Below are 25,856 nucleotides of genomic sequence, written 5' to 3'. Positions count from 1 at the left end.
CTCCTTCGAGCATCCTAACGGTTCGGGACATCGTTTGCCCGGTGCCAGTGCGCCGGAAGAGCGGGCGCGAAGCCAACGAATCCCCAGGTATCGGGAGCGATACCGTCATTTGCCGCACCGTTCGGCGCGGCGCGATCCCCGGCAGGCAGCCCTTTCGGCGCCACCGCGGCCCGCGACGCGTGGCGGGGCCTTTTCCTCAAGGAATACACAATGAAACGCATGTTGATCAACGCAACTCAGCGTGAAGAGTTGCGTGTGGCCATCGTCGATGGCCAGACCCTTTACGACCTCGACATCGAAATCCCCTCCCGCGAACAGAAAAAGTCCAACATCTACAAGGGCCGCATCACCCGCGTCGAACCCTCGCTGGAGGCCTGCTTCGTCGACTACGGCGCCGACCGCCACGGCTTCCTGCCGCTCAAGGAAATCGCCCGCGAATACTTCACGCCGGGCCTCGACCCCAACAAGGCCAACATCCGCGACCTGATCAAGGAAGGCCAGGAAGTGGTCGTGCAGGTGGAAAAGGAGGAGCGCGGCAACAAGGGCGCGGCGCTGACCACCTACATCAGCCTGGCCGGCCGCTACATGGTGCTGATGCCCAACAACCCGAAGGCCGGCGGCGTCTCGCGACGGATCGAGGGCGAGGACCGCCAGGCGCTGAAAGAGGCGCTGGAACATCTCAAGGTTCCCGAGGACATGGGCCTCATCGTGCGCACCGCCGGCATGGGCCGCGACGCCGAGGAACTGCAGTGGGATCTGGACTACCTGCTGCAGCTGTGGAAGGCGATCACCGAAGCGGCCGGCAAGCAGAAGGCGCCGTTCCTGATCTACCAGGAATCCAAGCTGTTCATCCGCGCCCTGCGCGACTACCTGCGCAACGACATCGGCGAAATCCTGATCGACGAGGAATCGCTCTACAACGAAGCGCGCGAATTCATGCAGCAGGTGATGCCGAACAACCTGCGCAAGCTCAAGCTCTACAAGGACGACACCCCGCTGTTCTCGCGCTACCAGATCGAGACCCAGATCGAGAGCGCGTTCGACCGCCAGGTGCGGCTGCCCTCCGGCGGCTCGATCGTGATCGACCAGACCGAGGCGCTCACCGCGATCGACATCAACTCGGCGCGTTCGACCAAGGGCGGCGACATCGAGGAAACCGCCTTCCACACCAACCTCGAGGCCGCGGCGGAGATCGCCCGGCAGCTGCGCATCCGCGATGCCGGCGGTCTGATCGTGATCGACTTCATCGACATGGACAGCCCCAAGCACCAGCGCGAGGTGGAGGAGAAGCTCAAGGAAGCCTTGAAACCCGACCGCGCCCGCGTGCAGGTCGGCCGTATCTCGCGCTTCGGCCTGCTGGAACTGTCGCGCCAGCGCCTGCGCCCCAGTCTGGGCGAGGCCACCCAGATCGTCTGCCCGCGCTGCGAAGGCCACGGCTACATCCGCAGCGTCGAATCGCTGTCGCTGTCCACCCTGCGGCTCATCGAAGAACACGCGATGAAGGACAACACCGGCCAGGTGCTGGTGCAGGCGCCGCCGGACGTGGCCAACTTCCTGCTCAACGAAAAGCGCGCGAGCGTGGTCGAGATCGAGCTGCGCCACAAAGTGCACGTGGTGATCGTCGCCGATACCAAGCTCGAAACCCCGCACATCCAGATCCAGCGCATCCGCGAGGCGGACATGGGCGAGCACAGCAAGCCCAGCTACGAGCGGCTGACCGCGATCGAGGCCGCGCCGATCCCGAAGATGGGGCAGCTGCTGGGCGCGGGCGAGCAACCCGCCGTCAGCGGCATCCTGCCGGCCACGCCGGCACCGCTGCGCGAGGAACAGGCCCCTGCGGTCACGCCGGTGGTGGCCGAACGCGGCAAACCGGCAGCGACCGCGATGCCCGCACCGGCACCGCAGGGCGGCATCATCGCCCGCCTGTTCGGCTGGTTCCGCGGCGCCTCGGCGCCGGCGCCGGCACCCACGCCCGTCGCCGCGACACCGTCGCCTGCCGCGGGCCCGGCCAGACGCGAGCGCCGCGATACGCGCGCACGGCCCCAGGCATCCCCAGCCAGCGGCGCCCCGCAGGCGCGGCGCGAACGCCAGGCCGCGACGCCGAACAGGACGCAGGTCACGCCATCCGGCGGCGCGCCCCAGCGCGGCAGCCATCGCGGTCAGCGTGCAGCCGAACCGGCACCCGCCGAAAGCGGCCGCCCGGCGCCGCGGCTGGCGCGCGAGCGCGCTGTCGAGCAAGGCAAGCCGGAGCAAAAAACCGAACGCGCACCGGTCGAGGCCGTCAAGGCAGCCCGGCAAGCGGAACGTCACGCGGACATGCCCGCGGCCGAGCGCGAGCGGACACCGGCCACGGAAACCGCGCCGGCAGCGGCGCCCCGGCCGGCGGCAGCACCACCGGTGCAGGCCGCCCCGGTGGAAGCTTCCGCACCAGCCGACATCGAACCGTCTTCGCCGCCCGATGATGCCGCGGAAGAGCACGATGATCTGACCGCCCAGGATGAGCTCGGCGCAGAAGCCGCGAGTGCCGACGCCAATCCGGCCCGTCGCCGGCGCGGGCGACGCGGCGGCCGTCGTCGCCGGCGGCAGGATGAAGGCGCCGTCGCCGAAGCGGCCGACGCCGCGGCCGAGCCGAGACAAGCCGGCAGTGTCGTCGCCGACGTCGCCGCCGAGCTCTCATCGCCGCGGACCGAACCCGTGACGCGGACGACCGGAGCGCCCGACGCGCCGCCGATCACCGCACCGGCAGCACAGCCGGCGGCATTTCAGCTGCCCGCCCTGCCGCCATTGCCGGCGCGCGAACAGGAAGCCTCCGCGGCCGCGGGCGATGCCGCCGGTAGCGCCTCTGCCGCCGCGGAAGAGGCGAAGCGACCGGCACCGGCTGCCGATGCCCAGGCCGAAGAACCCGGCACGGCCGCAAGGCCGCCATCCGCCGCCCACGTGCCGCAGGCGGCCGCGGAGCCCGCTGCCGCTCGGCCTTCGGACGCCTTGGCCCAGGCCGATGACAAGGACGAGCGCCGGCGCGGCGACGAAGCCGGCGACACAGGACGCAGTTGACGACCCGCCGCCCTGCAGACCGGCAAGGCCTGCAGGGCGGCGCTCAATGCTCGCCGAGACCGTGCTGGTCGATCAGGCCATGCACCGTCATCAGATGCGCCAGCCCGATGACGTGGTCCACGTGCAGCTTCTCCATCAGCCGCTGCTTGTAGGTCGACACCGTCTTCGGGCTCAGGTTGAGCTGTTCGCCGATGAGGGTGAGCGGCTTGCCGCGTACCAGCATCATCGCCACTTCCAGCTCGCGGCTCGACAGCGCGTCGAAGGGTGACCCCTCGCCGTCCAGCGTCGCCAGCGCCAGCTGCTGGGCGACGGAAGGCGCGAGGTAGCGCCTGCCGCTGGCCACCTGCCGCACCGCCGACAGCAGCTCGTCCGCCGAACACCCCTTGGTGAGATACCCCAGGGCGCCGGCATCCAGCAGGCGCTTGGGAAAGCGGGCGTCGTCCACCACCGTCACGATCACGATCCGGGTCGACGCCTTGGCGCGCTGGGCCCGCTCGGTCAGCTCGATGCCGCTCATGCCCGGCATGTGCACGTCGACCAGGGCGACATCCGGCTGCTTCTGGCGGATCAGCCGCAGGCCTTCCTCGGCCGACCCCGCCTCGCCGACCACCTCCATGTCCGCCTGGCGCTGCAGGATCATGCGAAAGCCGGTGCGCACCAGCTCGTGATCGTCCACCAGAACGACTTTGATCATCCCTCTCCCTCCCCTGGGCTCAAAGCTTGGGCTCAAAAGCTACTGCGCAGCGTCCTTCAGCTTCTTGAGCGGGCGCACCTTCACCTTGATCGAGGCGGGCTTGGCCGCAAAGACCTGCTCTTCCCCGGTGAATGGATTCTTGCCCTTGCGCGCCGGCCGGGCAGGCACCTTGACCGCGGTGATCTTGAACAGCCCCGGCAGGGTGAAAAGACCGGCGCCGCGGCGATGCACCGCGCCGAGCACGGTCTCCTCGAGCGCGGCGAGCACGGCCTTGACCTGCCTGGCCTCGACCTGGGCCTGTTCGGCCAGGTGCTTGACCAGCCCGGCCTTGCCGAAGGCTTCCTTGATCGGCTTGATGGACGCGGCCGCCGTTTTCGTTCCGGCAGGCTTGGCGACGGCACTCTTCTTCTTGACGGCTTGCTTGGCCATGGAATCTTCCCGTGTTTCGCTAAAAGGATGACGCCGTCCACTGGCACGGCGCGCCGCTTCGCGGCCTGCCAAATCTAGCCCAAGCGGCGCGGCGAATGCGCGGGAATCCACGGGAAATTTTTGGTTCTTCACCCAACTCCGGGGAAGGCCGCCCGGATCTTGAGGAAGAAGTAGGCGTCATCGCGGTAGCCGTAGGCGATGCGCTTGATGACCTTGATCTTGTTGTTGATGCCTTCGAGCAGCCCGGTATGCAGGGGCCAGCGCACCCGGCTGAGGATGCCGCGCCAGTAAGGTTTGAGGCATTGAGCGAAGTGGGTCAGGGCGGGGATGCCGCTTTCCTGGGCATGGCGTAGCCATTGTTTCCAGGCTGCCCGCCACGCCCAGGCTGTCGGTGCGTTCCACAGCGCCTTGAGCTGTTCTTTCATCACGTAGGCCGTCATCAGCGGCCGGTTGGCCGCCAGTACCTCGTCCAGCCGGATGTGTTCGGCTTCCTTCAGGCGCCGAGGATTGCGCAGCAGCAGCCAGTGGGCGCGCTTGACCACTCGGCGCGCCGGCTTGTCGTGACGCAGCTGATTGGCCGCGTCCACCCGCACCCGGCCAATCACCTCGCGTCCGTACTTGGCGACCACGTGGAACAGGTCGTACACCACGCGGGCATTCGGGCAGTGCTGGCGCACTTCCAGGTCGTAGGCCGTGTTCATGTCCATGGCCACGGCCTCGATAAGGGCGCAACGCGCCGGCCCGAGCTGTTCGAAGAACGGCCTGATCTCGACTCGCGAACGGCCGCGCCCCACCCACAGCACCCGCTTGCGCTCCACATCGACCACCACAGTGGCGTAGCGATGGCCCTTCTGGATCGCGAACTCGTCCATGGCGATCCGGCGCACGCCCTCCAGATCCACCGGCCCCAGATCGCGCTCCAGTGCCCGCCAGTCGATGGCCTTGGCCGTCTTCCAGTCGATGCCATGCCAACGCGCCGCGTGCAGCACCGACGTCACTGCACACAGCCGGGCCACGCTGTCGGCCAGACGCCGCGTTACCCGCGCATGCGGATCCAGCCAGTCCAACTGTTCCAGCCGCGGCCCGCAGCCCTGGCAAGCCAGCCGAAGACGCGGCACGTGCAGCTCCACCGGCGCACCGAACACGGGCAACTCGCGAATGCGCCGCATCGTCCAGTCATGGATGGCCACGACCGCCTGCCCACAGCCCGTGCATTGCCGCTGCGCCCCCGGCGTCGGCTCCAACTCGATCACCAGCCAGCGCTGCTGCCTGCGCAGCTCATAACGCCACTTGCCAACTCGGTATCCCGTCCAGCCGCCCAGACGGGACATACAATCCTGCTCGGCCACGGCCGGCCCCAGTTTGTTGCCTCAAGAACAGCAAGTCTGACCCGTCGGCCGTGCGCCTCTCTCCACTCAGTTGGGAGAAGAACCAAATTTTTCCGGACGAGAAGGGCGAGCGGCGAGAAAAACACGCGCGAAAGCGACGCGGCGCCGGCCGGCGCGCGGGATGTCGCTCAAAGGTCCTGGGGAACGCGCCGGATCGCCGGCGCTGTTTCAATAGCGCAGCAGCGCCGATGCCCAGGTGAAGCCGCCGCCGAAGGCTTCTAGCAGGAGGTTCTGGCCGCGCTGGATGCGGCCCGAGCGCACCGCATAGTCCAGCGCCAGCGGCACCGAACCTGAGGACGTATTGGCATGCTGATCGACGGTCACCACCACCCGCTCCATCGACATGTTGAGGCGCTTGGCGGTGGCCTCGATGATGCGCAGGTTGGCCTGATGCGGGATCAGCCAGTCGATGTCGCTCTCGCGCATGTTCGCGGCCGCGAGGGTCTCGCCGACCAGCGAATCCAGGGTCTTCACCGCCACCTTGAAGACCTCGCGGCCGGACATGCGGATGCGCACGCCGTGATTGGGCTCATCCTTGAAACCGACCGAGACGCCGACCGGGTTGTAGAGCAGGTCCTTGTAGCCGCCGTCGGCATGCAGGCAGGTGGCATAGATGCCGGGTTCGCTGGCGGCCTCGAGCACCACCGCGCCGGCGCCGTCGCCGAACAGCACACAGGTTTCGCGCTCGCTCCAGTCCACCATGCGGGTCAGGGTCTCGGCGCCGATCACCAGTGCCTTGCGTGTCTGTCCGCTGCGGATGAACTTGTCGGCGATACCTAAGGCATAGACGAAGCCCGAGCAAGCCGCATTGACATCGAACGCGGCGCAGCCGTTGGCGCCCAGCCGGTCCTGCACCAGGCAGGCGGTGGAGGGAAAGATGATGTCCGGCGTGGTGGTGCCGAGCACGATGAGTTCGATCTCGCTCGGCTTCACGCCCGCCGCCTCGAGCGCGCGCACGGCCGCCGCATGGGCCAGATCGCCGGTGGTTTCGCCGGGAGCCGCCACGTGGCGCTCACGGATGCCGGTGCGGGCACGGATCCATTCGTCGCTGGTATCGACGAAGGTCTCGAGGTCCGCGTTGGTGAGTACGCGTTCCGGCAGTGCACTACCCGTGCCGAGGATGCGGGAATAGATGGCGGTCATGGATTATCCGTGCAGTGCCGTCCTGCGGGGGAGGCCGGCATCCTTCCACGCCGGCCGTTTCGCCCGGGGCTGGCCGTTGAGTCCAGCCGATGCGATGCGTGCGAGGTCTTGGACGCGACGCGGGCGTCGCTTCAGTCCTCGTCGACCACGGCCGTGGCGGTATCGATGACCTTCTTGCCGCGGTAATAGCCGTCGGCAGTGACGTGGTGACGACGATGCACCTCGCCGCTGGTGGGGTCGGTGGCCAGCTGCACGGGCTTGAGCTTGTCGTGCGCGCGGCGCATGCCGCGGGTCGAAGGGGTCTTGCGGCTTTTCTGGACGGCCATGGGGTGTTTCTCCGTTTGAGCTTTTTCAGGATCGTTTGAGTTCGCGCAGGATCGCGAAGGGATTGGCCACGGCCTCGTCCTCGTCGGGCGAAGTCGCCTCCGCCGCCGGCAAGGCACCCTGCGGGTCCATCGGCACCAGCGGCAGCGCGAGGAGGAGTTCGTCCTCGATCACCTCGGCCGGCTTGAGCCGCGCATCCGCGCCGATCAGCAGCGGCTCGCAGCCCGGTGGCAGGCCGGCTTCCTCGTTTTCCGCACGGATCATGCCCAGTCTGACTTCCACTGCGAGCGGCAGTACGAACGGCTCCAGTGTGCGCTGGCAGAGCAGCGTCACCGGCGCCCGTACCTTGAGGTCGAGGCAGGCCGTACCGAGCTCGTCGCGGCCGAACGCCATTTCATACTGCGCCACGCCGGCGCGGTCCGCGAGGACCTCGCACAGGCGCGGCATGGCGGAAATGGGCAGCTCGCCGGCGAACGCGCGCCGTGCCGAGACCATGCGCCAAGCATCGACGGACTCGGGCAGCGACACAGACATAATCCGGCGCATTCTACCGGTTTCATCCGGAGCGTCAAACACATGCCATGCCAGCGGCACCTTGGCCTGGTGGCGCCGCATGGGGCAGACTGGCATCTTCCTGCGAACGGACCGCCCGCTTCCTTGAACGTTGCCCTTGCCCTCGCCGGCAGTGTGGTCTTGGCGCTGCTGCTCACCCTGGCGTTGCACTCGTGGCGGCGTGGGCGTCGGCATGATCGGCATGCGCTCAAGATCCATCACCTGCTGGCCCTGGCCGACCAGCTGGAGGCGGACCTGCGCCATTGCCGGAGCGGTCTGTTGCAGGCCCACGCGGTGATGTCCTCCAACCCTGATCTGCCCGATGCCGGCGAGGCCCACGCGCGCCAGGCCATCGACGCCGGCCTGCGCGCCCTGCTGGGCCAGCGCATCTGGATTCGCGACCGGGCGGCGCAGGCCAGCGTCGAGGAACTGGATCGCGCGGCGGCCGCCATGACCGCCACCCGCGACCGGCTCGAACCGCTGCTGCGCGAACTGGGCGCGGCACAGGGTGAGCTCGACCGCGCCATGCAGGCGCAGATCCGCCGCGAACCGCCGGCCGGGTGAGCTGCGGCGCGCAGAAACGCGCCGACGGTCGCGCTCATTGGCCGTAGCGCGCGACATGGGCGGCACGCCAGGCCACGCAGGCGGCGGGGTCGCCCGCCACTAGTGGATTGACCGGCACACGGGCGAGATAGAAGGCGATCGGCTTGGCGCCGGCGAAGAGCTCCAGCCGTTCGCGCGGTCGCAGCTCCACGAGCCGCGCGCACAGCGAGCCCAGCCAGGCGAGGCGATCCCGTTCACGCACGGCCGTCTCGTCGACAATCAACAGCACCGCATCACCGGCATGCTCGGCACGCAGGGCGGTCTCGTCGCGGCGCCAGAGCGCCACCTGCACGGCCCGGCCATGCTTGGCGTTGAGCGGGTTGTCCAGCACGTAGATCGGATGACGGCCGGCGGTGGCGAAATCCAGTTCGGCGGCGAGCATGAAATTGTCGGCCACCCAGGGCAGGCCCGCGGCCTCGGGCAGGCGCGTCGCTTCCCGCGCCGCTTCGCGCCAGCCGACGAAATGGCTGGGGAAAAGCTTGCTGCCGGCCAGCCAGCCGGGACCGTGTTCGCCAGCGGCAAGCCCGAGCCAGGCCAGGCCGAGGCTCAAACCCAAGGCGGCCAAGCCGCAGCCTGCAACCAAGGCGCCGCGCATCGCGCCGCGTTCCCGGACGAGTACCGCGAGCGCGGCCATCAGCGGCAGATAGCCCGGCAAGGGCCAATGCGCGCGGAACCGCAGATCATCGGCGAACAGGCCCAGCACAAAATACAGCCCGAGGAAGCCGATCGCCTGGGTGGCGATGAGATGCCACGCCGTTTCATGCCGGCGCCGCCAGGCCTGCCAGGCTGCCCACAACAGCAGTCCATAGAGGACCGGCGTGCAGGCGAGCGCCTGTTCGAGCGGCTGCGCCAAGGCATCGGCATGGAAGCGCCAGGGGTTGCGCTCGACCAGCTGGAAAGCCAGGCTCGCGCCGCGCTGCTGCCAGTTGGAGATGACGAGCGGGACCAGTCCCAGCGCAGCGAGCAAGACGGCGAGCCAGGGCCCGGCTCCGCGCCACAACCGTCGTCTGCGCGCGTCGGTGATGCCGAAGAAGAGCGCGGTGAGCGCCGGCATCGCACCGCGGTAATGCGTCATGAAACCCAGCGCCAATGCGGCCCCCAGCAGCCACCATGGCCAGAGACGGTTCTCGCTCGCCGCCCGCCATTGCGCATAGATCGCGAGCACGGCGGCGAAGGTCAAAGGCACGTCCGGCAAGGCCAGCACGCCGAGCGTCCCCGCCAGCGGCAGCAACAGACAACCCAAGCCCGCCTGCCAGGCCGCACGCGCATCGCCGAAGGCGCGCCTGGCAAAGGCGACCAGCAGCCAAGGCCATGCCATGCCAAGCAAGAGGAATGGCCAGCGCATCCCCCACGGACCGTGTCCGGCAAGCGCCTCGCCCAGACGGATCAGCCAGGCGGTGAGCGGCGGCAAGTCGCTGTAACCCCAGGCCAGATGGCGGCTTTCCTGCCAGTAGAAGGCCTCGTCGACGAACGGCTGCAGCCGCCAGGCGAGCACGCCCTTGAAGATCGACAGCAGCAGAAAAACCGCGACGAAGACCGCTCGCCAGCGCTTTTCCGCCCCCGCTACACTGCCCTCGTCTGTTGCCATGCGCCGGTCGTGCGCGAAACCCATGTCCGTCCCCTCCGTGTCGCCCGAAGACCCCTTGCATCTACGCCTGCAGGCGGCCATGGCGCAGGTCAACCAGGTACTGCTCGGCAAGCCGCGTCAGGTGAAACTGGCCTTCGCCGGGCTCATCGCCGGCGGTCATCTGCTCCTGGAGGACGTGCCTGGGGTCGGCAAGACCACCCTGGCCCATGCGCTGGCGGCGAGCTTCGCGCTCGACTTCAAGCGCGTGCAGTTCACCAGCGATCTCTTGCCGGCGGACATTATCGGGGTCAGCGTCTACACGCGCGAGGACGGCCGTTTCCATTTCCATCCCGGCCCGATCTTCACCGGCCTGCTGCTGGCGGACGAGATCAACCGGGCCACGCCCAAGACGCAGAGCGCCCTGCTCGAGGCGATGGCCGAGGGGCAGGTCACCGTGGACGGACAGACCCACGCGCTGCCACAGCCGTTCTTCGTGGTCGCCACGCAGAATCCGCTCGATCTCAACGGCACTTTTCCGTTGCCCGACTCGCAGCTGGACCGCTTCATGCTGAGGCTGTCCCTCGGCTATCCGGATCCTGCCGCCGAGCGCGACCTGCTCACCGGCAACGACCGCCGCGAGTGGCTCGACCGGCACCGCGCGCTGCTCACCGGCGCCGACCTCATCGCCTTGCATCAGCAAGCCCAGCAGCTGACCGCCAGCCCCGCCCTGCTCGATTATCTGCAGGCATTGCTCACCGCCAGCCGTCGGCACCCGGAGATCCGGCTCGGGCTCTCGCCGCGGGCAGGGTTGTCCCTGCTCGGCGCGGCGCGGGCCTGGGCGCTGCTCGGCCGGCGTCGCTACGTGCTGCCCGAGGATGTGCAGGCGGTCTTCGTGCCGCTGGCCGGCCACCGCCTGGTACCTGCGCGCGGGGCAAGCGGCGAGGCGCTGGCCCGGGCGCTGCTCGCCGAGGTCGCGGTGGACTGATGCACGCGGCGTTGCAGCGCCTCGCCCGCCTGGCCGAGCGGCGGCTGCCCGCACTCACCCGGCTGCGCGGGCCGGAGCTGCTGCCGATCGAGCTCGACCGACGGCGCATCTACATCGTGCCGACCGGCTTCGGCCTCGGCTTCGGCGTGCTGCTCCTGGTCATGCTGCTGGGCGCGCTCAACTACGCCAACAACGCCGCGCTGCTGCTCACCTGCCTGCTCGGCGCCGCCGCCGCCGCCAGCATGCTGGTGGCCTTCCGCAATCTCGATGGCCTGCGCCTGGAAACGCTTTCCTTTGCGCAGGTCGCCGCCGGGGAACCGCTCTCATTCACGCTCGGCTTCGCCGCGTCGCGGCCGCGCCAGGCGATCGTGGTGAGCGCCGGCACCGCGCAGCTCGCCTTCAGCCTGGACCGCCGCGCCGACATCACGCTGTCCTGGCCCACCGAACGCCGCGGCTGGCTCGAGCTTCCCCCTTTGCGCGTGTCCACCACCTGGCCGCTCGGCTTGTTTCGCGCATGGAGCTGGCTGCGCCCCGCGCCGGCGGCACTGATCTGGCCGCGCGCAGAAGCCGCGGGACCGCCGCCGCCAGGGACGCACGATGCGCCACGCCGGCAATCCGAAGGCGAAGACACCCTGCAACTGCGGCCCTACCGCCATGGCGATCCCCTGCGGCGGGTGGCCTGGAAGGCCAGCGCCCGGCATGACGCATGGCTGGTGCGGGATTTGGAGCCGCCGCGGACGATCGAAGACTGGCGGCTGGACTGGTACGCCTTGGCCGGCCTCGATCCCGAGGCGCGCATCGCCCGGCTGGCGCGCTGGATCAACGAAGCGCACGCCGGCGGTTGGCGGTTCGGACTGCGTTTGCCGGCGGAAACCATCGAGCCTGGCAGCGGTGATGCCCATTACGCGCGCTGCATGAGCGCCCTGGCGCTGCTGCCATGAATGCCGCCGCGCCGCGACCGCTCCCCACGAGCCCGCCTCTGCCGGGCCGTGCGGTGTTCGCGCCCCTGTGCCTGACCCTGGGCCTGGTGCTCGCCGTGCATGCGCCGCATCTACCGGCCTGGCTGACGGCCGCCCTCGCCGCATTGCTGGCGGTGCGGGCCTGGCCCTGGCGACACTGGAAGGGCACCGCACCGGCCTGGCTCAAATTGCCGCTGCTCGCCTTGCTGGTCGGCGCGGTCATCGCGGCCTATGGCACCTTGTTCGGACGCGATCCGGGCAGCGCCCTCGCGGTCGGCCTGCTCGTCCTCAAACTCTTCGAATGCGGAACGCCGCGGGACGTGCGGGTGAGCGTCGGTTTTGCCTGCTTCGCCCTGATGGCCGCGCTGCTGTTCGACCAGGGACTGATCGCCACCGTGCTGGTCGCCTGCGGCTTGCTGCCGGCGCTGGCCACACTGCGTGCGCTGGAGCCGGCGGTGGATTCGCCCCCGCTCCTGCGCGCACTGCTGCCCGGCGCCGCCCTGCTCGGGGTGTCGCTGCCCGTGGCCGTATTCGCCTTCGTGCTGATTCCGCGGCTGGATGCGCCGCTGTGGGGAGCCCCGCGCGACGCGCGCGCGACGACCGGCCTTGCCGACTCGATGGCGCCGGGGGATTTCGTCGAACTCCTGACCGACGACCACCCCGCCCTGCGGGTAAGTTTTGACGGTCCGCCACCGGCCGCCGGGCGTCGTTATTTCCGCGCCTACGTGCTCTGGCGCTACGACGGCGAGCGCTGGCGGCGGGCCGAGGGCGCCGGCGAAGCCGCAGTGGTGGCCACCATCGGCGCGCCGGTGGCTTACCGCATCGATCTCGAACCCAGCGACCAGCGCGTCCTGCCGGCACTGGACATGCCCCTCGACGTGCCCGCCGCGACGCGACGAAGCGGCGCATTCGAGCTGTTGCGCGAGCAGCCCGTGCGCGATCGCCTGAGTTACCGCCTGTCATCGGCACTCGACTACCGGCTGCAGCCCGCACTCGATGCCGGCACGCGCCGCCTCGCGCTGGGCTTGCCGCCGGGGCTGGATCCGCGCAGCCATGCGCTGGCCGAGGACTGGCGCGCGCGCCACGGCGGCGACGGCGCGGCCATCGTCCAGGAGGCCCTTAACCTGTTTCGCGAAGGCGGCTTCCGCTACAGCCTGGCACCGCCGCCGCTTGGCCATCACCGCGTGGACGATTTCCTGTTCTCCACCCGCGAGGGCTATTGCGAACACTACGCCGCGGCGTTCACCGTACTGATGCGCGCCGCCGGCGTGCCCGCGCGCATCGTCACCGGCTATCAGGGCGGCTTCTGGAATACGCTGGGCGACTATCTGCTCATCCGCCGCTCCGACGCGCATGCATGGAGCGAGGTGTGGCTTGCCGGCCGCGGCTGGGTGCGTGTCGATCCCACCGCGGTCGTGCGCGCAAGACGTCTGGATGGCCGCACTGCGGGCACCTCCGATGCGGCCCTTGGCTGGAACCGGAGCTGGCTAAGCGACTGGCGCGACCGCTGGGACGTCGTCAACCGCTGGTGGGCCATGGGCGTTGTCGGCTTCGACGCCTTGCGGCAGCGTGGCTTGTTGACGCCTTTCGGCATCGATCAGGCCGACAGTCGCACGCTCGGCACGGCCCTGGCGGTCGGTGCCGTGCTGGCCGCGCTGCTCGGTCTGGCCTGGGCGCTGTGGCGACGCGAGCCGCGCGATCCGGTCAGCGCCGCATGGCAGCAGTTGCAGCGCAAGCTGGCGCGGCTGGGTGTCGTGCGCCGGCGCGGTGAGGGACCGCGACATTTCCTCCACCGCGCGGCCCGCAAGCTCCCAAGGCGTCGCAAGGAACTCGAAAGGCTGCTGGGATGCTATCTGGAGTTGCGTTATGCCCGCACTGAAGCATCCACCGAACTGCTGGAAAACTTTCGTCGCGCGGTGCGGGATTTTTCCACGCGCCGCATGGTCCAATGGCGGTCAATGCGTTGACCGCCATCGTGCGCAAGATCTCAAGGAGACCCCCATGTCCGCCCTACGTCTGCTCGCCCTGGCTGCCACAGCGCTGCTCTTGGCCGCCTGCGCGACCATTCCCAAGCCCCTGGAAGGCATTTATCCCGATGTCCCGCTGCAAACCGCCCAGCAAGGCGGCGCCAGCGGTACGCGGGTGCGCTGGGGCGGCGAGATCATCCAGACCGAGCCGGGCCAGGAGGAGACCTGTTTCTACGTTCTGGCGCACCCGCTCGACAGCCAGGCACGACCCAAGCTCGACGACAAGGGCAACAGTCAGGGCCGTTTCATCGCCTGCCGCAAGGGCTTTTATGACCCTGAAGTCTTTGCCCGCGGCCGCGAGATCACCGTCGTCGGCACCTTGCATGGCCTCGTGACCAAGAAGGTCGGCCAGTACGAATACGCCTATCCGCGTGTCGAGGCCGATGTCGTCTACCTGTGGCCCAAGCGGCCGGTCTACGTGCGCTACCCGCCCGGATACTACGATCCGTTCTGGGGTGACCCCTTCTGGGGTCCGTGGGGTCCTTATTACTGGGGGCCGTATCCCTATTGGGGCTCCCGCGTGATCGTGGTGCATCCACGTCCCGCGCCGCCACCCCATCCCCCGCACCCCAGGGGGCATTGACCATTCCGATAAAAAAAAAACGAGGTCGGCAAGCCGACCTCGTTTCTTGTGCACTGCCCCGTGCGTGGGACGCGACCTCAAACCGGCGCGACGTCTTCCGCCTGCAGACCCTTGGCGCCTTCGGTCACCCGAAAGCTCACCTTCTGACCTTCCTTCAGACTGCGAAAGCCCGTGCCGGTGATGGCACGGAAATGCACGAAGACGTCAGGGCCGTTTTCACGACTGATGAAGCCAAAGCCCTTGGCGTCGTTGAACCACTTGACGGTACCTACCTCACGATCCGACATGATTTGACTCCGATCTGCCCGTTCTAGACGAGTCGATCGCTCCCAAGCGACCGACGGCTTACTGGGCATGCAGGGGGCGGGCAGCCAGTGGACTTCGTCGACTCCGAGGAGTCTCCCGTCGCGGACACGCACCTGAACCGAGCAAACACAGTAAGTCAAAGCATAGCCTATTCCCACGCCGGCAAAGCGGAAAGCGCCAGGACGCCCGATGCGGCACCCTTCGGACATAAAAAAAGCCGGGCATGAAGCCCGGCTTTTTGGGGACCTTGTAAGGGGTTCAGGCGAGGCTGACTTCGTCGGCCTGCAGACCCTTCTGGCCCTGCACCACCTTGAAGCTGACCTTCTGGCCTTCCTGCAGGCTCTTGAAGCCATTGCCGGTGATCGCGCGGAAATGCACGAACACGTCGGGGCCATTGTCGCGGCTGATGAAGCCGAAGCCCTTGGCATCGTTGAACCACTTGACGGTACCGATCTGACGATCAGACATGAAACACTCCTGGATTTTCTTTGACTCGTTGATAAAAGACTCGACCCTGGAAGGGCCGACTTACTGGTGTGCAGGAAAACCCAAGGGTGAGGCGATGGGGCAGATCGAGATCCACGGCATCTGACCACAGAACTCCGGATGACCGGCAAACACAGCAAGGTGCAGTATACCCCTTATGGCCCAGCCGTGCACGCACAGAAAAAATTCGGCCCGCCTTCACGCGACATCGACCTTCCGCTTGAGCTCGCCTATACATTTGGCTTGCTAGCTTGCCGCAAGCGCAATGGAACTCTCCGTTGCGTCTTTTCGATCTCGACGGAGTCAAGCCATGAAATCCTTCAAGCTCGTCGCGCTGCCCATGCTCATGGGTTCGCTATTCGGTGCAGGTTCCCTGCTCGCCCAGGACCAGTCAGCAACCCCGCCGCCACCGGCCGATGCCGCGCCAGCCGCAAACTCGGCCATGCCGGCCGATGCTCAGGCCGCGCCGCAGTCCACGGCGCGTCCCGAGATCGAGGTCCGTTCTTCCATGCCACCGCCGCCTAGTGCGGGTCCGGCGCCGGATTTCGCCCAGCTCGCCGGTGGCGGCAAGGCGATCACCCCGGAGCAGGCGGCGGCCTACCCCCCGCTGGCGAACGATTTCGATTACGCCGACCGCAATCGGGATGGACGCATCAGCAAGAGCGAATACGAACGCTGGCGTTCCGGGAAATAAGCTCCAAAGCCGTCGAAAGATGCGCCGGTCGCCTTCGCGGCCGGCGTTTTTAATGCGCGCAGTTGACAGCAGCGGCCATCGGCGTGCTCTGATTCAACGCGCAACCGCTCAAAGGGGACATTCCGACCATGAAATCCGTGTCGATCGCCGGCCCGCTGCTGGCTCTTTCCACCGTTGCGGCCACGGTCCACGGCCAGAACGCGCAGCCGGCGGACATCCATGCATGCGCCGCCATTGAAAACGACGCGCAACGCTTGTCGTGCTATGACCGCGCCACTGGCCGGCCTTCGGAACCGACCGCGCAGAAACACGAGCCGCCGCCCGTGGCCCACGACATGTTCGATCACGAAGGTCGACGCACGCACGAAGTGGCCGCGGCCGAAGGCGAGTCGACGGCGCCGCATTCGCTTCTGGACAGCCGCTGGGAGCTTTCTCCGGACAGCAAACTCGGCACGCTGAACCTGCGTGGCTACAAGCCGATGTACCTCATGCCGGTGTTCGCCACCAGCAACCAGAACACCCGCCCGAGCAGCCCGAACCCGGACAACACGGTGCAGTCGCCGCAGACGCTGGACAACGTGGAAGCCAAGTTCCAGCTCAGCCTGAAGACCAAGGTCTGGCAGGACGTGCTGGGCAGCACCGGCGATCTGTGGGTCGGCTATACCCAATCCTCGCGTTGGCAGGTCTACAACAGCGATGTTTCGCGCCCGTTCCGCGAAACCAACTACGAACCCGAAGTGTTGCTGATGTTCGCCACCCACTATCAGCTGCTGGGCTGGGACGGCAAATTGCTCGGCATCGGCATCAACCACGAATCCAACGGGCGCGCCGACCCGCTGTCGCGCAGCTGGAACCGCGTGGTGGCCAATGTCGGTTTCGAGCGCGAGGGCTGGACGGTGATGCTGCGTCCATGGTGGCGCATCCCGGAAAAGCGCAAGGACGACGACAACCCCGACATCAAGGACTACATGGGCCGCGGCGACGTGCAGATCGTGCACGAGGTCGGCAAGCAGGAATTCGGCCTGCTGCTGCGCCATTCATTCCGCGGCGGCAGCAACAGCCACGGCGCGGCCCAGCTGACCTGGAGCTTCCCGATCGTCGGCAACCTGCGCGGTTATGCCGAGCTCTTCAAGGGCTATGGCGAGAGCATGATCGACTACAACCACAACGCCACGTATCTGGGGCTGGGCGTCTCGTTGCTCGACTGGTACTGAAAAAACCCTTGCCGTCTGCCGCGCAGGGCGCCGGCAGACGGCAAGGGTTTGCGGACGTCAGTGATGGTGCCCGTCCGGGCCATGCACGTGGCCATGCGCGAGCTCCTCATCGGTCGCGGCACGCACGTCGGTGACCTCGATGGAGAAATGCAGCGGCTTGCCGGCCAGCGGATGGTTGCCATCCACCTGCACGGTGTCATCGTTCACCGCGGTGACGGTGACGGTGAAAGCGCCCTGCGGGCCGCGACCTTGGAACTGCATGCCGGGCTGGATGTCTTCCACGCCCTGGAAAGCCTCACGTGGCACTTCCTGGACCAGTTCCTCATGGCGCTGGCCGTAGCCTTCCTCGGGGATCACGTCGACCTCGAACTGCTCACCGGCCTGCCGTCCCTGCAGGGCTTTCTCCAGTCCGGGCACGATCTGGCCCTGGCCGTGGAGATAGGACAAGGGTTCGCGGCCTTCGGAACTGTCGAGGACCTGCCCGGCATCGTCAGTCAGGCGGTAATGGAAGGAGGCGACGGTACGACTGGCGATTTGCATGGGCATGTTTTCCGCTGGGATGGCATGGCGACGAACGGCGCCACTTCAAAGAAGTGGCAAGCCTAACAGATGGCCTGCCAAGAGAACGTTCAAGCCGATGGCAGACAGGCCAGCACGTCGCGCTCGATAACCTCGGGACGCGTCATCGGCGCGCGGCGGGCGACCACACGGCCGCGATCGTCGATCAGGAACTTGGTGAAGTTCCACTTGATCGCGCCACTGCCCAGCAGCCCGCGGCGCTCGCGCTGCAACCAGCGAAACAGCGGATGGGCGCGCGGGCCGTTCACCTCGACCTTGGCGAACAGCGGAAAGCTGACCTCGTAGCGGGTGGTGCAGAACGCGCGGATCTCGGCCTCGTCGCCCGGCTCCTGGTGACCGAACTGGTCGCAGGGAAAGCCGAGCACTACCAGCCCGCGCGCGCGATGGCGTCGCCACAGCGCCTCGAGGCTAGCGTATTGCGGCGTGAAGCCGCAGCGGGAGGCGACATTGACGATGAGCAAGGTCTTGCCACGCCATTCGCCGAGCGAACGCTCACGGCCATCGATGTCGAGTGCGGAAAAGTCGTAGATCGCGCTCATCACGTCGCTCCCTGCGGCACTACGATCGGCGGATCGCTGGGTTCGGGCGGCAGACCGAACACGCGGCGCAGATAGGCCACATAGGCCGGATCCTCGCACATGTTCTTGCCCGGCGAATCGCTCAGCTTGGCCACCGGCTGACCGTTGCAGCGGACCATCTTGATGACGATGTTGAGCGGTGCCGGTCCGACGTCGTTGGTGAGGTTGGTGCCCACGCCGAAGGCCAGCTGGCAGCGCCCCCGGAAATGGGCGTACAGCTGCATCACCTTGGGGATGTTCAGGCTGTCGCTGAACACCAGCACCTTGTTGCGCGGATCGACCCGGTTCACCCGGTAATGCGCGAGCATGCGCTCACCCCAGACGAACGGATCGCCCGAATCATGCCGGGTGCCGTCGAACAGCTTGCAGAAATACATGTCGAAATCGCGCAGGAAGGCATCCAGACCGTAGACGTCCGAAAGCGCAATGCCGAGGTCGCCGCGATATTCCTTGGCCCAGGCTTCCAGCGCCGCGACCTGTGAGTCGCGCAGGCGCGGGCCCAGGGCCTGATGGGCCTGCAGATATTCATGGGCCAGGGTACCGAGCGGGGTCAGGCCGAGCTTGCGGGCCAGATACACGTTGCTGGTGCCGGCCAGCTGCCCGCCCAACCCCGCCTGCAAGGTGGTGACGACCTCTTCCTGCCAGGCACGGGAAAAACGCCGGCGGGTGCCGTAGTCGGCGATCCGGCACTCGCGGTACTCGGGCGCATCGCGCAACAGTGCGATCTTCTCCGCCAGGCGCCGTCGCCCCTCGCTCAGATCGAGGTGCGGGAAATGGCGACGGAAGTAGATCTCGTTGATGATGGCCAGCAGCGGCACTTCGAACAGGATGGTATGCAGCCAGGGCCCGCGGATGCGGATCTCGATCTCGCCGTTGCCCGCCGCGGCCGGATAGATGCGCACGTACTTGGCGTTGAGCTGGAACAGCCCGAGAAAATCGACGAAGTCGCTCTTGATGAAGCGCCAGCCGCGCAGGTAGTCGAGCTCGTCCTCGGCAAAACGCAGCGAGCAAAGCCGGTCCAGCTCTTCGCGGATCTCGTCGATACAGGACACCAGGTCGATGCCGGGCGTGCGGCACTTGAACTTGTATTCCACCTGCGCGGCCGGGTACTGATGCAGCACCACCTGCATCATCGAGAACTTGTAAAGGTCGGTGTCGAGCAGCGAGGTGACGATCATGGACGCCGGGTACGCAAAGGAAGATCGCGATTATCGGCCGGCGGCGATCCCGGCGCGAGCGGGCGGAAAGTCCCGCCTGCAAGGCCGCGCGAATCGTCGCAGCAAGCCCCGCTGCGCTTGTCCGCGGCCTGATGCAAGGCAAAATAAAGGTTCTTCACCCAACTCCGGGGAAGGCCGCCCGGATCTTGAGGAAGAAGTAGGCGTCATCGCGGTAGCCGTAGGCGATGCGCTTGATGACCTTGATCTTGTTGTTGATGCCTTCGAGCAGCCCGGTATGCAGGGGCCAGCGCACCCGGCTGAGGATGCCGCGCCAGTAAGGTTTGAGGCATTGAGCGAAGTGGGTCAGGGCGGGGATGCCGCTTTCCTGGGCATGGCGTAGCCATTGTTTCCAGGCTGCCCGCCACGCCCAGGCTGTCGGTGCGTTCCACAGCGCCTTGAGCTGTTCTTTCATCACGTAGGCCGTCATCAGCGGCCGGTTGGCCGCCAGTACCTCGTCCAGCCGGATGTGTTCGGCTTCCTTCAGGCGCCGAGGATTGCGCAGCAGCAGCCAGTGGGCGCGCTTGACCACTCGGCGCGCCGGCTTGTCGTGACGCAGCTGATTGGCCGCGTCCACCCGCACCCGGCCAATCACCTCGCGTCCGTACTTGGCGACCACGTGGAACAGGTCGTACACCACGCGGGCATTCGGGCAGTGCTGGCGCACTTCCAGGTCGTAGGCCGTGTTCATGTCCATGGCCACGGCCTCGATAAGGGCGCAACGCGCCGGCCCGAGCTGTTCGAAGAACGGCCTGATCTCGACTCGCGAACGGCCGCGCCCCACCCACAGCACCCGCTTGCGCTCCACATCGACCACCACAGTGGCGTAGCGATGGCCCTTCTGGATCGCGAACTCGTCCATGGCGATCCGGCGCACGCCCTCCAGATCCACCGGCCCCAGATCGCGCTCCAGTGCCCGCCAGTCGATGGCCTTGGCCGTCTTCCAGTCGATGCCATGCCAACGCGCCGCGTGCAGCACCGACGTCACTGCACACAGCCGGGCCACGCTGTCGGCCAGACGCCGCGTTACCCGCGCATGCGGATCCAGCCAGTCCAACTGTTCCAGCCGCGGCCCGCAGCCCTGGCAAGCCAGCCGAAGACGCGGCACGTGCAGCTCCACCGGCGCACCGAACACGGGCAACTCGCGAATGCGCCGCATCGTCCAGTCATGGATGGCCACGACCGCCTGCCCACAGCCCGTGCATTGCCGCTGCGCCCCCGGCGTCGGCTCCAACTCGATCACCAGCCAGCGCTGCTGCCTGCGCAGCTCATAACGCCACTTGCCAACTCGGTATCCCGTCCAGCCGCCCAGACGGGACATACAATCCTGCTCGGCCACGGCCGGCCCCAGTTTGTTGCCTCAAGAACAGCAAGTCTGACCCGTCGGCCGTGCGCCTCTCTCCACTCAGTTGGGAGAAGAACCAAAATAAAACCCCGGCAGCCAGGGGAATAACTGCCGGGGTTTTGTCAGGCCGGCGCTTTCAGGGGGAAGGGGGTAGGGCCGGCCCCTCGACGACGCGATGGACTGCGCCGCCTCTGGTCGCCTCACGGCGATACGAGGGATTAGTGTGGCCCGGCCGGTATAAGTTCAAGGCGATCCAGGTCCGCATTCAGTTTTTGGCAAGGTACGCGTGGCCGCGGCGATGAAACCCTCCTGCAAGGCCGTCATTTTTCTGCTGATCGGGTGGCTGCCCGGGCTGCTCCTGGCCACGGAGCTGCGCGTGGAGGCCAGCCGCTACCGGCTGGAGGCGCTCCTGACGCACCCGGCGTTGCGGGAGGTCGAAGTCGCCGACGACGCCGTGCTGCACCGGCCGATGCGCTATCGCGCCCTCCCGCTCGATGCGCTGCTGCCCGGGCTGCGGCCTGGTGAACGCGTGCAATTCATCGCCGACGATGGCTTCGTCGCCGAGATCGAAGCCGCGACCTTGATGGGAGCGGACGGCCGCTGGCGGGCTTGGCTGGCGGTGGAGGATCCGACCCGGCCCTGGCCGCGCGCGCCGGGCAAGCCGGATCTGGGCCCGTTCTATCTGGTCTGGACCGACCCCGGCGATGCCGGCCCGGAACAATGGCCGTATCGGATCGTCGCCATCCGACGGCGCGAGCCGCAACCCGCCCCCGCCGCGCTGTCGCCCGACCCCGCCTTGCCGGCGCACGCTGCGGCCTGGCGCGGCTTTGCGGTATTCCAGCGCAACTGCCTCGCCTGCCACACCTTGAACGGTGCCGGCGCGGCGCAACTCGGGCCCGATCTCAACGTGCCGCACAATCCCACCGAATACCTGCCCGAAGCCTTGCTGCGCGCCTATCTGCGCGACCCACAATCGCTGCATCGCTGGCCGCAGGCGCGGATGCGTGGATTCTCGCCGCAACAGCTGAGCGATGCCGACCTCGACGCGCTGCTCGCCTATCTGCGTCACATGGCCGGTCGCAAGCGCTGGACCGAGGATGCCCGGCCTTAGCATCGGCCACCGGCCAGGCCCGGGACGATGCACCCTACCGGCAGGTGACGACCACGGCGCGAACAGGGCGTCCGCCATTCGCGCCACGATTTTGCCCGGTGCGCGATGTGGAAAGCCCGCGTGTGAGGCGCATCGGCACGAATGCGCCGGGCGCGCACGTTATGCTGATGCCTACCCTTTCGAGGAGGACGCCGCCCATGAGCGACACCTTGTTCGGCAAGATCATCCGCCGCGAGATCCCGGCCGACATCGTCTATGAGGACGAGGAGGTCCTGGCCTTCCGCGACATCAACCCGCAGGCGCCGGTGCACGTGCTGTTCGTGCCCAAGCGACCGATCGCGACCCTGGACGCCGCCACGCCCGCCGACGCCGAACTGCTCGGCAAGCTGCTGCTCGCCGCGGCCGACTATGCCCGCCGCGAAGGCCTGGCCGAACAGGGCTATCGGGTGGTCATCAACTGCAACACCCACGGCGGGCAGACCGTGTATCACCTGCACGTGCATCTCCTGGGCGGCCGGCAGATGCACTGGCCGCCGGGCTGACCCCCGGCGCCGCATGTCGCCGCCCTCCGCCGCCGGACCGCGTCACGGTCTGGCCCGCGTGCTCAGCAAACTCGGCGTCTGTTCGCGCAGCCAGGCCGAACGCGCGGTGCGTGCGGGGCGCGTTTGGGTCGACGGCCGCCCGGTACACGACCCCGAGCGCCCGACCGACGCGCGCCGCAGCCGGATCTGCCTGGACGGTGTGCCGGTGGCGGCGGCCGCCCCGGTCTATCTCGCGCTCAACAAGCCGCGCGGCCTGGTGACCAGCGCCGCCGACGAACGAGGCCGCGCCACTGTCTATGACCTGCTGCCAGACGATCTGCCCTGGCTGGGACCAGTCGGCCGGCTGGACAAGGCCAGCGAGGGCCTGCTGCTGTTCAGCAACGACACCGCCTGGGCGGCGGCGCTCACCGATCCCGACCGTCACCTGGAAAAGACCTATCACGTGCAGGTCGATGCCATACCCGATGCCGCGCTGCTGGCCCGGCTGCGCGAAGGCGCGGTGGAGGGCGGTGAACGGCTCGCCGCCTGCAGCGTGCGCTTGTTGCGGCAGGGCAGCCGTCATGCGTGGCTGGAGATCGTGCTCGACGAGGGCCGCAACCGGCACATCCGCCGCCTGCTCGCCGCGCACGGACTCGGCGTGCTGCGACTGGTGCGCGTGGCGATCGGTCCGCTGGCGCTCGGTGCCCTGGGCAAGGGGCAGTGGCGGCCGTTGCAGGCGGAAGAGGTGACCGCACTCGCCCGCGCCGCCGGCCTACGCTAGCCGCGCGGCACCCCGCTTCAGCGCATCGCGGCGGAACCGTGCCGATGGAGCAGCCAGCAGCCATGGATGCCGGCCTGGCGGGCGAAGTCGAAGGGAATGCTCGGCCGGCTCCAGTCCGCGATGCGGAAATGCGCGGCCAGCGCCGGCGCATCCAGCGTGAAACGCCGGAAATTGTTCGAGAACACGATCACGCCATCGTCGGCCAAATGCTCGGCGCAGGCGATGAGGAGCGCGGCGTGGTCGCGCTGGACGTCGAAATCCTCGGCGCGCTTGGAATTGGAAAAGGTCGGCGGATCGACGTAGATGAGTCCGTAGCGCTCGCGGTCCTGCGCCAGGAAACGGCGTGCATCGGCCTGCACCAGACGGTGGCGCGGCCCCTGAAAGCCGTTCAGCGCGAGGTTGCGCGAAGCCCAGTCGAGATAGGTCGCCGACAGGTCCACGCTGGTGGTGTCGCGCGCGCCGCCGGCGGCGGCATACACGCTGGCGGTCGCGGTGTAGGCGAACAGATTGAGGAAACGCCTGCCGGCGGCGAGCTCGCGCAGCCGCGCCCGCACCAGACGGTGATCGAGGAACAGCCCGGTGTCGAGGTAATCGGTGAGGTTGACCAGGAAACGCAGCCCGCCTTCCTCGACCTCGAGATGGTCGCCACGCTGGTCGAGCCGGCCGTACTTGGCGCCGCCCTTGCCGCGCTCGCGGGTCTTGACCACGATGCGCTCGCGCGGCACCGCGAAAACGTCGCCGGCCACGCGCACCAGCTCGCGCAGGCGCCGCTGCGCCACCGCAGCGGGAATGTCGGCCGGCGCGCGATATTCCTGCACGTGCAGCCAGGTGACCTGCGCGGTGGTGGTGTAGACGTCGATCGCCGCGGCATAGTCGGGCAGGTCGCGATCGTAGGCGCGCCAGGCATGGATGCCCTCGCGGACCAGGCGCCGGCGCAGATGGCGCACGGTCTTGTCGAGCCGGTTCTTGAGCATCTGCGCGCCGGCTGAGAGCGGCCGCGGCGGCGACGGTGCGGTGTCGCGGGTGCGGATGTCGCCGATCACCAGCGTGGTCTCGAGCGCGCCGTTGTAGAGCGTGTAGCGGCGCTCCGCAGCCAGCCCCAAGGCCTGGGCAAGCTCGGCGTCGCCGGCCAGCACCGCGAAATGCCAGCCGGCGAAACGCTCGCGCAGCACCTCGCCGAGCGTGCGGTACAGCGCCGGCAGTGCGGCGCGTTCGCCGAGCCGCTCGCCATAAGGCGGGTTGGTGACGACCAGGCCCCGGTCGACGCCCGCCGGCGGACGCAGCGCGGCAAGCTCGCCGCGGGTGAGTTCGAGCGCGGCCTCGACGCCGGCGGCGCGCGCATTGGCACGGGCGATGTCGAGCGCGCGCGGATCATCATCGCTGCCGAAGAACACCGGCCGCAACGCGGCCAGACCGCGCTCGGCGCGCTGGCGCGCCTCCTCCACCAGGCCCGCCCACAGCGCGGCATCGTGGCCGCGCCAGCCAGTAGGCTCGGCATGGGCGCGCTGCAGACCCGGGGCGACGTCGGCGGCCATTAGCGCGGCCTCGATCAGGATCGTGCCCGAGCCGCACATCGGATCGAGCAAGGCGCCGCCTTCGGCGTGGATCTGCGGCCAGCGGGCGCGCAACAGCAGCGCCGCGGCGAGGTTTTCCTTGAGCGGCGCCGCCCCCTGCTGCCGGCGCCAGCCGCGGCGATGCAGCGGCGTGCCCGAGAGATCGATCGACAAGGTGGCGCGGTCGCGCCTGAGGCGCAGATCCAGACGCAGGTCCGGGTGCTCGACATCCACGTCCGGCCGCACGCCCTCGTGGCGCCGGAACTGATCGACCACCGCGTCCTTCACGCGACGGGCGGCGAACTGGCTGTGGGTGAGCCGGCTCTGCGCCACGTGCGCCTCCACCGCCAGCGTGCCGCGGGCGTCGAGGTGTTCGGACCAGTCGACCGCCTCGACGCCGGCATACAGCGCGGCCTCGTCGACCGCCTCGAACTCGGTCAGTGGCAGCAGGATGCGGCTGGCCAGACGCGACCACAGACAGGCGCGATAGGCCGTCTCCAGCGTGCCGCTGAAATGCACGCCGGCCAGCGCCTCTCGCGCCTCGGCCGCGCCGAGGGCGAGGAGCTCGTCGCGCAGCAGGTATTCGAGTCCCTTGGGACAGCTGGCAAAGAAGCGCCTCATGCCCGGGTGTCGAGAAAGAGCTGCAACTGGGCGGCGAGCGTGGGCAGGCTCGCGCCCAGGCGGTGGTCGTCGTCCAGGATCAGCAGCGGCAGGCGACGGTTGCCGGCAAAGCCGAGCAGCGCCTCGAGCGGACAGATCGCGTCGCGCCAGCCGTGGATGAAAAGGCTGGGCACGTCCGTCGCCAGATCGAGAGGCTGCGCATAACCCGGGATCGCCGTCGGCGTCGCCAGCAGGAACAGGCCGGCCACCTTGCGCCGGCACGAGGCGAGCGCGGAGACGAAGGCGCCGAGGCTGGAACCGGCCAGCACCGGCGGCTCCGCGCAGGCGTCGATGGTGGCGCACAGTTTCTCCAGCCGCCCGGGCACCGCGGCGGCCAGGCCTAAGGCATCCTCGCGCCGGTAATCGGGACGGATGGCGCGCCAGCCGAGCGTTTCGGCATGCTCGGCGAGCAGGCTCACCTTGGTCGCGTCCGGGCCGGTGTCGGCGCCGTGGGAAAGAATGATCTGGCCGCGCATCGCGCCTCCTGCAGGAAACCGGACCGGGCA

The 25,856-nt window shown here is 68.2% G+C and carries 27 protein-coding genes; 12 read left to right on the top strand and 15 right to left on the bottom strand.

All coding sequences use genetic code 11. From position 1 onward, the window contains the following. Positions 1-210 precede the first annotated feature (210 nt). Positions 211-3,054 carry a ribonuclease E/G gene (locus ALSL_RS04785; RefSeq protein ID WP_126536948.1) on the top strand — a complete coding sequence of 948 codons (2,844 nt, stop codon included), beginning with the start codon at positions 211-213 and terminating at the stop codon, positions 3,052-3,054. Positions 3,055-3,097: 43 nt separating this feature from the next. Here the strand turns inward: ALSL_RS04785 and ALSL_RS04780 are convergent, their stop codons facing one another. The 6 genes from ALSL_RS04780 to ALSL_RS04755 form a co-directional block, all read right to left on the bottom strand. Further along, complete coding sequence (locus ALSL_RS04780; RefSeq protein WP_126536946.1) at positions 3,098-3,748, bottom strand: response regulator; 651 nt, start codon at positions 3,746-3,748, stop codon at positions 3,098-3,100. Between the two features lie 39 nt (positions 3,749-3,787). Then, the gene (locus ALSL_RS04775; protein ID WP_126536944.1) at positions 3,788-4,177 is read right to left on the bottom strand and encodes an HU family DNA-binding protein; all 390 of its coding nucleotides are present in this window, start codon (positions 4,175-4,177) and stop codon (positions 3,788-3,790) included. A gap of 128 nt (positions 4,178-4,305) precedes the next feature. Then, on the bottom strand, positions 4,306-5,526 hold the full coding sequence (locus ALSL_RS04770; protein ID WP_126536004.1) for an ISL3 family transposase: 1,221 nt from the start codon (positions 5,524-5,526) through the stop codon (positions 4,306-4,308). A 207-nt stretch (positions 5,527-5,733) separates the two neighbouring features. After that, positions 5,734-6,708 (bottom strand): beta-ketoacyl-ACP synthase III, encoded by a 975-nt coding sequence (locus ALSL_RS04765; RefSeq protein ID WP_126536942.1) that lies wholly within the window; start codon positions 6,706-6,708, stop codon positions 5,734-5,736. A gap of 131 nt (positions 6,709-6,839) precedes the next feature. After that, positions 6,840-7,034, bottom strand: coding sequence for a 50S ribosomal protein L32 (gene rpmF, locus ALSL_RS04760; protein WP_126536940.1), 195 nt, complete (start codon positions 7,032-7,034; stop codon positions 6,840-6,842). A 25-nt stretch (positions 7,035-7,059) separates the two neighbouring features. Further along, positions 7,060-7,647, bottom strand: coding sequence for a YceD family protein (locus ALSL_RS04755; protein ID WP_231700297.1), 588 nt, complete (start codon positions 7,645-7,647; stop codon positions 7,060-7,062). Positions 7,648-7,689: 42 nt separating this feature from the next. Here ALSL_RS04755 and ALSL_RS04750 point away from each other — a divergent pair, with 42 nt between their 5' ends. Continuing rightward, on the top strand, positions 7,690-8,148 hold the full coding sequence (locus ALSL_RS04750; RefSeq protein ID WP_126536938.1) for a hypothetical protein: 459 nt from the start codon (positions 7,690-7,692) through the stop codon (positions 8,146-8,148). A gap of 34 nt (positions 8,149-8,182) precedes the next feature. Here ALSL_RS04750 and ALSL_RS04745 read toward each other — a convergent pair whose 3' ends face one another. Beyond that, the gene (locus tag ALSL_RS04745) at positions 8,183-9,775 is read right to left on the bottom strand and encodes a glycosyltransferase family 39 protein (RefSeq protein ID WP_126536936.1); all 1,593 of its coding nucleotides are present in this window, start codon (positions 9,773-9,775) and stop codon (positions 8,183-8,185) included. Positions 9,776-9,797: 22 nt separating this feature from the next. Here ALSL_RS04745 and ALSL_RS04740 point away from each other — a divergent pair, with 22 nt between their 5' ends. The 4 genes from ALSL_RS04740 to ALSL_RS04725 are packed head-to-tail and all read left to right on the top strand — an operon-like array spanning position 9,798 to position 14,308. Continuing rightward, positions 9,798-10,739, top strand: a complete 942-nt coding sequence (locus ALSL_RS04740) for an AAA family ATPase (RefSeq protein WP_126536934.1) — start codon at positions 9,798-9,800, stop codon at positions 10,737-10,739. Continuing rightward, the gene (locus ALSL_RS04735; RefSeq protein ID WP_126536932.1) at positions 10,739-11,680 is read left to right on the top strand and encodes a DUF58 domain-containing protein; all 942 of its coding nucleotides are present in this window, start codon (positions 10,739-10,741) and stop codon (positions 11,678-11,680) included. The genes ALSL_RS04740 and ALSL_RS04735 overlap by 1 nt, the downstream gene beginning before the upstream one ends. 53 nt (positions 11,681-11,733) lie before the next feature. Next, a complete protein-coding gene (locus ALSL_RS04730; RefSeq protein WP_231700296.1) occupies positions 11,734-13,665 on the top strand; it encodes a transglutaminase TgpA family protein in 1,932 nt (643 codons plus the stop codon). 34 nt (positions 13,666-13,699) lie between these two features. After that, positions 13,700-14,308: a Slp family lipoprotein gene (locus ALSL_RS04725; protein ID WP_126536928.1), complete on the top strand. Its 609-nt coding sequence runs from the start codon at positions 13,700-13,702 to the stop codon at positions 14,306-14,308. A 77-nt stretch (positions 14,309-14,385) separates the two neighbouring features. Here the strand turns inward: ALSL_RS04725 and ALSL_RS04720 are convergent, their stop codons facing one another. Both ALSL_RS04720 and ALSL_RS04715 read right to left on the bottom strand, forming a co-directional pair. Continuing rightward, on the bottom strand, positions 14,386-14,595 hold the full coding sequence (locus ALSL_RS04720) for a cold-shock protein (RefSeq protein WP_126536926.1): 210 nt from the start codon (positions 14,593-14,595) through the stop codon (positions 14,386-14,388). 277 nt (positions 14,596-14,872) lie between these two features. Further along, positions 14,873-15,082 (bottom strand): cold-shock protein, encoded by a 210-nt coding sequence (locus ALSL_RS04715; RefSeq protein WP_126536924.1) that lies wholly within the window; start codon positions 15,080-15,082, stop codon positions 14,873-14,875. Here ALSL_RS04715 and ALSL_RS13830 point away from each other — a divergent pair. The 3 genes from ALSL_RS13830 to ALSL_RS04705 all read left to right on the top strand — a co-directional run bounded on the left by ALSL_RS13830 (position 15,081) and on the right by ALSL_RS04705 (position 17,008). After that, positions 15,081-15,206 carry a hypothetical protein gene (locus ALSL_RS13830; RefSeq protein WP_269433096.1) on the top strand — a complete coding sequence of 42 codons (126 nt, stop codon included), beginning with the start codon at positions 15,081-15,083 and terminating at the stop codon, positions 15,204-15,206. The two genes, ALSL_RS04715 and ALSL_RS13830, sit on opposite strands and share 2 nt — an antisense overlap. A gap of 204 nt (positions 15,207-15,410) precedes the next feature. Beyond that, a complete protein-coding gene (locus tag ALSL_RS04710) occupies positions 15,411-15,794 on the top strand; it encodes an EF-hand domain-containing protein (protein ID WP_126536922.1) in 384 nt (127 codons plus the stop codon). Positions 15,795-15,922: 128 nt separating this feature from the next. Beyond that, complete coding sequence (locus ALSL_RS04705; RefSeq protein WP_126536920.1) at positions 15,923-17,008, top strand: phospholipase A; 1,086 nt, start codon at positions 15,923-15,925, stop codon at positions 17,006-17,008. 57 nt (positions 17,009-17,065) lie between these two features. On the opposite strand, the gene ALSL_RS04700 is transcribed toward ALSL_RS04705, so the two are convergent. The 4 genes from ALSL_RS04700 to ALSL_RS04685 all read right to left on the bottom strand — a co-directional run bounded on the left by ALSL_RS04700 (position 17,066) and on the right by ALSL_RS04685 (position 20,718). After that, entirely contained in the window at positions 17,066-17,548 is a 483-nt protein-coding gene (locus ALSL_RS04700; protein ID WP_126536918.1) for an FKBP-type peptidyl-prolyl cis-trans isomerase, read from the bottom strand. 89 nt (positions 17,549-17,637) lie between these two features. Continuing rightward, positions 17,638-18,126 (bottom strand): glutathione peroxidase, encoded by a 489-nt coding sequence (locus ALSL_RS04695; RefSeq protein ID WP_126536916.1) that lies wholly within the window; start codon positions 18,124-18,126, stop codon positions 17,638-17,640. Beyond that, positions 18,126-19,343, bottom strand: coding sequence for a nicotinate phosphoribosyltransferase (gene pncB, locus ALSL_RS04690; RefSeq protein ID WP_126536914.1), 1,218 nt, complete (start codon positions 19,341-19,343; stop codon positions 18,126-18,128). Before pncB ends, ALSL_RS04695 begins: the two co-directional genes overlap by 1 nt. Before the next feature lie 154 nt (positions 19,344-19,497). Beyond that, positions 19,498-20,718: an ISL3 family transposase gene (locus ALSL_RS04685; RefSeq protein WP_126536004.1), complete on the bottom strand. Its 1,221-nt coding sequence runs from the start codon at positions 20,716-20,718 to the stop codon at positions 19,498-19,500. Between the two features lie 304 nt (positions 20,719-21,022). On the opposite strand from ALSL_RS04685, the gene ALSL_RS04680 reads away from it, so the two are divergent. The 3 genes from ALSL_RS04680 to ALSL_RS04670 all read left to right on the top strand — a co-directional run bounded on the left by ALSL_RS04680 (position 21,023) and on the right by ALSL_RS04670 (position 23,137). Then, positions 21,023-21,835, top strand: a complete 813-nt coding sequence (locus ALSL_RS04680) for a cytochrome c (protein ID WP_126536912.1) — start codon at positions 21,023-21,025, stop codon at positions 21,833-21,835. A gap of 197 nt (positions 21,836-22,032) precedes the next feature. After that, positions 22,033-22,377, top strand: a complete 345-nt coding sequence (locus ALSL_RS04675) for a histidine triad nucleotide-binding protein (protein WP_126536910.1) — start codon at positions 22,033-22,035, stop codon at positions 22,375-22,377. Between the two features lie 13 nt (positions 22,378-22,390). Continuing rightward, positions 22,391-23,137 carry a pseudouridine synthase gene (locus tag ALSL_RS04670; RefSeq protein ID WP_126536908.1) on the top strand — a complete coding sequence of 249 codons (747 nt, stop codon included), beginning with the start codon at positions 22,391-22,393 and terminating at the stop codon, positions 23,135-23,137. Between the two features lie 17 nt (positions 23,138-23,154). On the opposite strand, the gene rlmKL is transcribed toward ALSL_RS04670, so the two are convergent. Continuing rightward, on the bottom strand, positions 23,155-25,311 hold the full coding sequence (rlmKL, locus tag ALSL_RS04665) for a bifunctional 23S rRNA (guanine(2069)-N(7))-methyltransferase RlmK/23S rRNA (guanine(2445)-N(2))-methyltransferase RlmL (protein WP_126536906.1): 2,157 nt from the start codon (positions 25,309-25,311) through the stop codon (positions 23,155-23,157). After that, positions 25,308-25,826, bottom strand: a complete 519-nt coding sequence (locus tag ALSL_RS04660; protein ID WP_126536904.1) for an alpha/beta family hydrolase — start codon at positions 25,824-25,826, stop codon at positions 25,308-25,310. Before ALSL_RS04660 ends, rlmKL begins: the two co-directional genes overlap by 4 nt. Positions 25,827-25,856 lie beyond the last annotated feature (30 nt).

It is taken from the genome of Aerosticca soli (assembly GCF_003967035.1).
Taxonomy (GTDB): Bacteria; Pseudomonadota; Gammaproteobacteria; order Xanthomonadales; family Rhodanobacteraceae; genus Aerosticca; species Aerosticca soli.
Note: the sequence above shows the minus strand (reverse complement) of the source record. Positions and strands in the feature narration are given on the sequence as shown.

What these genes read in the sequence shown, in the direction of transcription:
- ALSL_RS04735 (WP_126536932.1), top strand. Translation starts at nt 10,739, where the DNA reads ATGCACGCGGCGTTGCAGCGCCTCGCCCGCCTGGCCGAGCGGCGGCTG.
- ALSL_RS04720 (WP_126536926.1), bottom strand. Translation starts at nt 14,595, where the DNA reads ATGTCGGATCGTGAGGTAGGTACCGTCAAGTGGTTCAACGACGCCAAG.
- ALSL_RS04675 (WP_126536910.1), top strand. Translation starts at nt 22,033, where the DNA reads ATGAGCGACACCTTGTTCGGCAAGATCATCCGCCGCGAGATCCCGGCC.
- ALSL_RS04715 (WP_126536924.1), bottom strand. Translation starts at nt 15,082, where the DNA reads ATGTCTGATCGTCAGATCGGTACCGTCAAGTGGTTCAACGATGCCAAG.
- pncB (WP_126536914.1), bottom strand. Translation starts at nt 19,343, where the DNA reads ATGATCGTCACCTCGCTGCTCGACACCGACCTTTACAAGTTCTCGATG.
- ALSL_RS04680 (WP_126536912.1), top strand. Translation starts at nt 21,023, where the DNA reads ATGAAACCCTCCTGCAAGGCCGTCATTTTTCTGCTGATCGGGTGGCTG.
- ALSL_RS04670 (WP_126536908.1), top strand. Translation starts at nt 22,391, where the DNA reads ATGTCGCCGCCCTCCGCCGCCGGACCGCGTCACGGTCTGGCCCGCGTG.
- ALSL_RS04710 (WP_126536922.1), top strand. Translation starts at nt 15,411, where the DNA reads ATGAAATCCTTCAAGCTCGTCGCGCTGCCCATGCTCATGGGTTCGCTA.
- ALSL_RS04705 (WP_126536920.1), top strand. Translation starts at nt 15,923, where the DNA reads ATGAAATCCGTGTCGATCGCCGGCCCGCTGCTGGCTCTTTCCACCGTT.
- ALSL_RS04660 (WP_126536904.1), bottom strand. Translation starts at nt 25,826, where the DNA reads ATGCGCGGCCAGATCATTCTTTCCCACGGCGCCGACACCGGCCCGGAC.
- ALSL_RS04775 (WP_126536944.1), bottom strand. Translation starts at nt 4,177, where the DNA reads ATGGCCAAGCAAGCCGTCAAGAAGAAGAGTGCCGTCGCCAAGCCTGCC.
- rlmKL (WP_126536906.1), bottom strand. Translation starts at nt 25,311, where the DNA reads ATGAGGCGCTTCTTTGCCAGCTGTCCCAAGGGACTCGAATACCTGCTG.
- ALSL_RS13830 (WP_269433096.1), top strand. Translation starts at nt 15,081, where the DNA reads ATGAAACACTCCTGGATTTTCTTTGACTCGTTGATAAAAGACTCGACC.
- ALSL_RS04740 (WP_126536934.1), top strand. Translation starts at nt 9,798, where the DNA reads ATGTCCGTCCCCTCCGTGTCGCCCGAAGACCCCTTGCATCTACGCCTG.
- ALSL_RS04780 (WP_126536946.1), bottom strand. Translation starts at nt 3,748, where the DNA reads ATGATCAAAGTCGTTCTGGTGGACGATCACGAGCTGGTGCGCACCGGC.
- ALSL_RS04765 (WP_126536942.1), bottom strand. Translation starts at nt 6,708, where the DNA reads ATGACCGCCATCTATTCCCGCATCCTCGGCACGGGTAGTGCACTGCCG.
- rpmF (WP_126536940.1), bottom strand. Translation starts at nt 7,034, where the DNA reads ATGGCCGTCCAGAAAAGCCGCAAGACCCCTTCGACCCGCGGCATGCGC.
- ALSL_RS04745 (WP_126536936.1), bottom strand. Translation starts at nt 9,775, where the DNA reads ATGGCAACAGACGAGGGCAGTGTAGCGGGGGCGGAAAAGCGCTGGCGA.
- ALSL_RS04695 (WP_126536916.1), bottom strand. Translation starts at nt 18,126, where the DNA reads ATGAGCGCGATCTACGACTTTTCCGCACTCGACATCGATGGCCGTGAG.
- ALSL_RS04725 (WP_126536928.1), top strand. Translation starts at nt 13,700, where the DNA reads ATGTCCGCCCTACGTCTGCTCGCCCTGGCTGCCACAGCGCTGCTCTTG.
- ALSL_RS04755 (WP_231700297.1), bottom strand. Translation starts at nt 7,647, where the DNA reads ATGCGGCGCCACCAGGCCAAGGTGCCGCTGGCATGGCATGTGTTTGAC.
- ALSL_RS04700 (WP_126536918.1), bottom strand. Translation starts at nt 17,548, where the DNA reads ATGCAAATCGCCAGTCGTACCGTCGCCTCCTTCCATTACCGCCTGACT.
- ALSL_RS04785 (WP_126536948.1), top strand. Translation starts at nt 211, where the DNA reads ATGAAACGCATGTTGATCAACGCAACTCAGCGTGAAGAGTTGCGTGTG.